The organism is Paenibacillus forsythiae T98 (assembly GCF_000520735.1).
GTDB lineage: Bacteria > Bacillota > Bacilli > Paenibacillales > Paenibacillaceae > Paenibacillus_AQ > Paenibacillus_AQ forsythiae.
Genome location: NZ_ASSC01000848.1, coordinates 1 through 6,494 on the forward strand (window position 1 = coordinate 1; position 6,494 = coordinate 6,494).

Annotated in this window: 6 protein-coding genes; 2 read left to right on the top strand and 4 right to left on the bottom strand. The window is 57.1% G+C overall.

Features of this window, described 5'->3' with window-relative positions; all coding sequences use genetic code 11:
* Positions 1 to 48: 48 nt before the first annotated feature.
* The 3 genes from hemG to hemE are packed head-to-tail and all read right to left on the bottom strand — an operon-like array spanning position 49 to position 3,595.
* A complete protein-coding gene (hemG, locus tag L692_RS0125890; RefSeq protein WP_025702794.1) occupies positions 49 to 1,533 on the bottom strand; it encodes a protoporphyrinogen oxidase in 1,485 nt (494 codons plus the stop codon).
* Positions 1,530 to 2,486 carry a ferrochelatase gene (hemH, locus tag L692_RS0125895; RefSeq protein WP_025702795.1) on the bottom strand — a complete coding sequence of 319 codons (957 nt, stop codon included), beginning with the start codon at positions 2,484 to 2,486 and terminating at the stop codon, positions 1,530 to 1,532. Before hemH ends, hemG begins: the two co-directional genes overlap by 4 nt.
* A 41-nt stretch (positions 2,487 to 2,527) precedes the next feature.
* Entirely contained in the window at positions 2,528 to 3,595 is a 1,068-nt protein-coding gene (gene hemE / locus L692_RS0125900) for a uroporphyrinogen decarboxylase (RefSeq protein WP_025702796.1), read from the bottom strand.
* 204 nt (positions 3,596 to 3,799) lie between these two features.
* Here hemE and L692_RS0125905 point away from each other — a divergent pair, with 204 nt between their 5' ends.
* On the top strand, positions 3,800 to 5,026 hold the full coding sequence (locus tag L692_RS0125905) for an MFS transporter (protein WP_025702797.1): 1,227 nt from the start codon (positions 3,800 to 3,802) through the stop codon (positions 5,024 to 5,026).
* Between the two features lie 43 nt (positions 5,027 to 5,069).
* Here the strand turns inward: L692_RS0125905 and L692_RS0125910 are convergent, their stop codons facing one another.
* Entirely contained in the window at positions 5,070 to 5,717 is a 648-nt protein-coding gene (locus L692_RS0125910; RefSeq protein WP_025702798.1) for an O-methyltransferase, read from the bottom strand.
* A gap of 204 nt (positions 5,718 to 5,921) precedes the next feature.
* Here L692_RS0125910 and L692_RS0125915 point away from each other — a divergent pair.
* A partial coding sequence (locus L692_RS0125915) for a THUMP domain-containing class I SAM-dependent RNA methyltransferase (RefSeq protein ID WP_025702799.1) occupies positions 5,922 to 6,494 on the top strand: 573 nt, incomplete at its 3' end.

Consider the following 6,494-nt stretch of genomic DNA (forward strand, 5'->3'; position numbering starts at 1 on the left):
CGCGCTTCGCCGTTAGGCTGATATCCTAATCGCGATAAGGTATGAGGATTAGTTCCCTTGCAGGCTTTCGGCAGCCGCCTTCGCCGTCAGCTTCGCAAATTTGATGCAGTCCGGCATGCCGATTCCGTCATATCCGGCTCCGAATACATACACGCCCGGAAGAGCGGCGGCCAGATCGCGGCGCAGTCCCGCAATGGCGGACGGATGCCCGACGGGGTACTGCGGCATTGAGCTCGGCAGACGCGTAATTTCCGTGAACAGCGGCTCGGCCGTGACGCCCATCACCTCGCGCAGATCCTTGCGCACCAGCTCTGCAAGCGCTTCGTCCGGCAGCTGCACATTCTGCTCGTCGCCCGCTCGCCCCACATAGCAGCGGAGCAGCACCTTGTCCTCCGGACTCGTATGCAGCCATTTGGCCGATGTCCAGGTGCAGGCCGTAATATTGCGCCCTTCCTTGCGGGGAACCAGAAAGCCCGAGCCGTCGAAATTCCCGTCCATTTCTGTGCGGGAGAAGGCCATTACCACATTAGCCACCGATACATAACTCACCGCGTCCAGCGCCGATACATCAACATGCGGACGCAGCAGCCCGGCCGCCGCGAAATTGGGAATCGTGATATAGATATCATCGGCAGGCAGCAGGTCGCCGCTTTCCAGCTCTACCGCGTAGCGCGCTTGCCGGGAAGCCTCCGGCTCCAGGGAACCCGTTGCTGCCGCTTCGGCCGTGCCGGTGTGCGTCCCGGCAATCCGGTCGTGAATGGCGACCACGGCGGCTTCCGTGCACTGCTTGGCGTCATGCAGCTCATGCACAAGCGCGTGTACAAGGCTTTGCAGCCCCTGACGGAAGGTCAGGAACATGCTCTTTTTCACGCCGGTATGCGTCTCCTTGGGCTGTTTCCCCAGGATCATGCCGCGAATCAGGCTGCCATACCGCCGCTCCATCTCGCCGAACTGCGGAAAGGTCGCCTGGAGGCTGATCTTGCGCATATCCGCCGCATAGATGCCGGCCAGCAGCGGCTCGGTCAGGTTCTCCAGCACTTCTGTGCCGAAACGGCGCTCGATCAGTTCTCCGAGCGGCTCGTCCTCAGCCGAACGCCTGGGCGGAAGGACGAAATCCATCAGCGCCCGCAGCTTGCCCGGAAAGGAGAGGAGCCTTGTGCCCACAAACGGCTTAAGATCCGTCGGAATGCCCAGGATCAGGCCGGCAGGCATCGGAAGCAGACGGCCGCGCTGCAAAATGTAAGTCTTCTTGGCATTCGGATTGGTCGTCACCAGCTCATGGTCGATCTCCAATTCTTGGGCCAGGTCGCTCATCTCCTGCTTGCGGGCGAGAAACGAATCCGGGCCCTTTTCAATAACGAAGCCATCTTTATGAAGGGTCTCGATTTTCCCGCCAAGGCTGCGCTCTTTCTCCAGAATCACAATCTCCGGCTGAATGCCCGCTTCCTTATAATATTTACGGACGTAAAAAGCGGCGCTCAGTCCGCTCAGTCCTCCGCCGACTATAACGACTTTACGTGAAGCTCCGTTCATGGACGCCCCGCCTTCAGTATGCCCGCCCGGTTCCGCACCACGTCACTCAGCGCCGCCATATAAGCGGGGTCGCCGTTCAGCGATTCAATCCGCATCAGCCGCATGTCCAGTTCGGCGGCAATGTCCCGGGCCTCGATGTCCAGATCGTACAGCACCTCAAGATGGTCGGATACGAATCCGATCGGGGCGGACAGCACATATTCGACCTGCTCCTTGCTCAGCTCGCGGAGCGTATCAAGAATATCCGGCCCAAGCCATGGCTCCGCCGTTCTGCCAGCGCTCTGCCAGGTGAACTGCCATGAGGCTACGCCGGCCTGCTCCGCAACCGCCTTGGAAGTCTCAAGCAGCTGTTCCCGGTAGGGATCGCCCATGCCGAGTATCCGCTCAGGCAGGCTATGCGCGCTGAAGAGCACCCGAACTTCCTGTCGGTTCGCTCCCGCTTCCTCGAACTGATCGAGCCTTGCGGAGACGCGCCGGCTGAACGCGCCGATAAGTTGCGGGTGGAGATGGTAGCTTTTTACAAACTCCATTTGAATGCCGCAGATTTCCGCTTTCTCTTTGGCGCGTTTGATGTAGCCTCCAACGCTCATGACGGAATAATGTGGAGCGAGCACGACACCCACCGCCTGCTTGATGCCGCTCTCCGCCATTCGCTCCACTCCGTCCTCAATGAAAGGGCGGGCGTGCTTCAGACCCTGGAAGCAGACATATTCGATATCCTTGTCCGTATTATCCTGGTTTAACGCATCCTGAAGCGCCTCCACCTGACGGTTCGTATTTTCCCGCAGCGGGAATACACCGCCGGCGATGGCTTCATAGCGGCCCCTCAGTTCTTGCAATTGCTCCGCCGATGGCGGATTGCCGCGCCGGATATGCGTATAATAAGATTCAACATCCTCAAGACTTTCAGGAGTGCCGTAGGACATGACGAGAACGCCGATTTGTGTTGTCAATGTATCGATCACCTCTTAGCGATTAATTGTGAGCGGCTGTTTCAGGAACGCAGTCTTGCGGCCCCTTTGAGCGCCAGCGCTTCCCTGGAATAGTCGTGGACATACTCGGTCAGTTGACGCAGCTTGTCCAGCGACGCCTCGGGGAACAGGCCGTGTCCCAGGTTGAACACATAGCCAGGTTCCCCAATGCCTTCATCAATAAGCGCTTTGGCGCGATCCTTGATAAGTTCCATCGGAGCGGTCAGGACATAAGGATCAAGATTGCCCTGTATCGCGAAATTCCCGCCGGTTCTGCGCCGGCCTTCGTCCAGCGAAACCCGCCAGTCGAGACCAATCACATCCGTCTGGAGTCCGGTAAGGGTGGACAGCAGTTCGCCGGAGCCAACGCCGGGAAAATAGATTTTGGGCACATCCAAATCGGATAATTCGGCAAAAATACGGGAGACCGTCGGCAGAACAAAGACTGCAAAATCCTGCGGCGACAAGGCTCCCACCCAGCTGTCGAACAGCTGAAACGCCTTGCCTCCGCTGCGGACATGAGCCCGCAGGTAAGCGATGACCATGTCGCCGAGCTTGTCCATCAGCTTCTGCCAAATGCCCGGCTCCGTATACATCAGCTCTTTGGTGCGGATATAGCTCTTGGATGGCCGGCCTTCGATCAGATAGCTGGCAATCGTGAAGGGCGCGCCGGCGAATGTAATCAGCGGAACCTTCAGCTCTTTGTCCAGGATGGCGATCGTCTCCAAAATATGGCCGAGATCGCCTTCCACGTCCACAGGCTTCAGCCGCTCCACATCCGCGCCGGTGCGGATCGGACGCTCAATGACAGGCCCGACATCGGGAACAATATCGAACTCCACTCCGATGGAGGCCACCGGATTCATGATGTCGGAGTACAGGATAGCCGCGTCGACGCCCAGCTTGCGCACCGGCATCATCGTAATTTCCGCAGCCAATTCGGGTTGTCTGCTGATTTCCAGCAAAGAGTATTTTTCTTTGATCTTCCGGTATTCGGGATCGTAGCGGCCAGCCTGCCGCATGTACCATACGGGGGTATACTCCGTTTCCTGCTTCCTGCAGGCCCGGATAAAAGTATCGTTATAGGTCATGATGAGGTCTCCATAGATTTAGATAAAATTTTCTCAAATTATATTATGCCCCTTTTAAAAGAATGTAACAACCGTACACCTTACAAGCCGCGACAATTATTTGACAAAGGATGGGCCGCGCCACCGTTTCGCCAGAAAAATATGGTATACTATTAGAATGTCATCTTTGTGAACTGTTTGAATTTGAAAGGATGTGAAAGCACATTGAAAAAGTGGAAAACCTGGGAGACATGGCAGATCAATCTCTATGTGCTTTGGTTTGGACAATTTCTTGTAAATGCCGGGTTGACGATGATCACCCCGTTTCTATCGCTGTATCTGGCCAAGGATCTCGGTGTACAGGGAGACGCCGTGGGGATTTGGGCAGGTGTTATTTTTTCCGCCAACTTTATGACTTCGTTTCTGTTTCAGCCCCTCTGGGGCTCGCTTTCCGACAAGTATGGCCGCAAGGTCATGCTGCTGCGCTCCGGCTTTGGCATGGCTATCGTCATTATATTGATGGGCTTTGCCCAGACGCCCTGGCAGCTGCTCCTTCTCCGGCTGCTCAACGGGACCATCTCCGGATTTAATCCCGCTTCCATCTCGCTCGTCTCCGGCACGACGCCGAAGCACCGGATGGGCTTCTCCATGGGACTTATGCAGTCCGGCTCCGTTGCCGGAACGATTCTCGGACCGCTGATCGGCGGACTGCTGGCGGACTGGATCGGATTCCGTCCGATTTTTTACGTGATTGGCATCCTGCTGTCCGTCGCCACTCTGCTCGCCATGTTCCTGGTTAAAGAGAATTTCGACCGTGAGGAAGCCGCGCATAAGCCGCAGATATCCACGTTTGAAGGACTTAAAGATCTCATCAAGGTTCCGCAGCTTCCGGCGCTGTTCACCGTCACGTTCCTGATTCAGTTCGCCATGATCAGTCCGATGGCCCTGCTGCCGATCTATGTCGAGAGGCTGCACGGGACCGCTGTCGATATCGCTTTCTGGGCGGGTGCTGTTACCGCCGTGACGGGGATCTCGAATATGATCGCCTCTCCGGTGCTCGGCAGACTCAGCGACAAAGTCGGCGCCCACCGGATTCTGACCTACGCTCTGATCGGCGCCGCGCTGTTTCTCATTCCGCAGGCGTTCGTCGGAAGCGTCTGGCAGCTCATATTCGTCCGCTTTTTGATGGGCGTCTTCATGGGCGGGCTTCTTCCGAGCGTGAACGCCTTGATCCGTTCTTATACACCGGACGGCAAGGAGAGCCGGGCTTTCGGCTTCAACAGCAGCACGCTGGCCCTCGGCAATATGCTGGGAGCGCTGATCGGCGGCTTCCTGGCGGGCTATATTGGCATCGAAGGTCTGTTCATCGTCTCCGGGGCCATGCTGCTGCTCAATACGATATGGGTCCGTTTCATGCTGTACAAGGCTGCCCCGCTGAGACTATTTCGCTAACTGCCGCCTATACTGGCACCTGAATTTCCGGCCCGCCCCGCTTCTATTTCACTATCGCAAGAGCGAGACCGTCATAAGCGGGCAGCAGCGTGCTGTCCAGCCGGCTGTCTCCCGCGATCATTTCGTTGAAGCGGCGCATCGCCTGCACCGCAGGCCCGTTCTTGTCCGGATTCAGGGTGCGCCCGCGCAGGAAGATATTGTCCCCCGCGATAACGGCTCCCGGCTTCGCCAGCCGGATGGCGTATTCCAGATAGTTCGGATAATTCTCCTTGTCCGCGTCGATGAAAAAGAAATCGAAGGTCTTTCCTTCCTCCTCCAGCCGGGCGAGACTTTCGAGAGCTGGGCCTGTCCGGTATTCGGCAATGCCGCCGAATCCTGCACGTTCCAGATGGCGGCGTGCCATCTCGGCATATTCCGGCTTTAGCTCCAGAGAGGTGAGCGTTCCTCCCGAAGCCAGTCCTCTCGCAAGGCAAATGCCGCTGTATCCGCCAAGCGCCCCGATCTCCAGCACGCTGGACGAGCGGGAAAGCGAAACGAGCATACTCAGCAGCCTGCCGTAGCCCGGCGCAATCGACACTTCGGGCATGCCGCCCGCGCGGATGGCCTCTTTTACCGACAGCAGAAGCTCATCCTCCGCGTATAGCCGCTCACTGTACAGCTCCTGATGAAAATATTCTTCCTGATTAAGCATGTCTGTTCTCCTTTATCCTCTTTCCTTATCCGGAATGAACGGCCAAGGCATCGGCTTCCGGAGCCGAAATGGAACGTTGTGATACGCCCCTCCTTCGCCTATACTTGAAAATAAGAAAGGTTATCATCTTTCGGGAAACGCTGCCGTTTCTATTTGATTGTAACGGTACTGCGCACCTACCTACAAGCAACGGAGTTGAGATTCTTGAGCAAATTGCAGCTGATTGCCACGGCCCCAATGGGACTGGAGGCTATCGTCGCACGCGAATTAAACGAATTGGGTTATGAAACGACTACCGAGAACGGCCGCGTTCTCTTCAGCGGGGATATCGTCGATATCTGCCGCTGCAACCTGTGGCTGCGCACCTCGGACCGGGTTCTGATTAAAATGGGGCAATTTCCGGCCAAAACCTTTGACGAGCTGTTCGAAGGCGTCAAGGCGCTGCCCTGGCAGGATTGGATTCCCGAGCACGGTGAATTTCCCGTAGAAGGAAGATCGCACAAATCACAGCTCAGCAGTGTTCCGGCCGCTCAGGGCATCGTCAAAAAAGCGGTTGTCGAAAAGCTGAAGCATTATTACCGCACCGACTGGTTCCCCGAGAACGGGCCGCGTTACGTTATCGAGGTCACACTGCTGAACGACATTGCGCTGATTACGCTGGACACGACCGGTCCCGCGCTGCATAAACGGGGCTACCGCAAGCTGGTTACGGAAGCGCCGATCAAAGAGACCATGGCCGCCGCGCTGCTGAAGCTCAGCCGTTGGAACGGCAGGGGG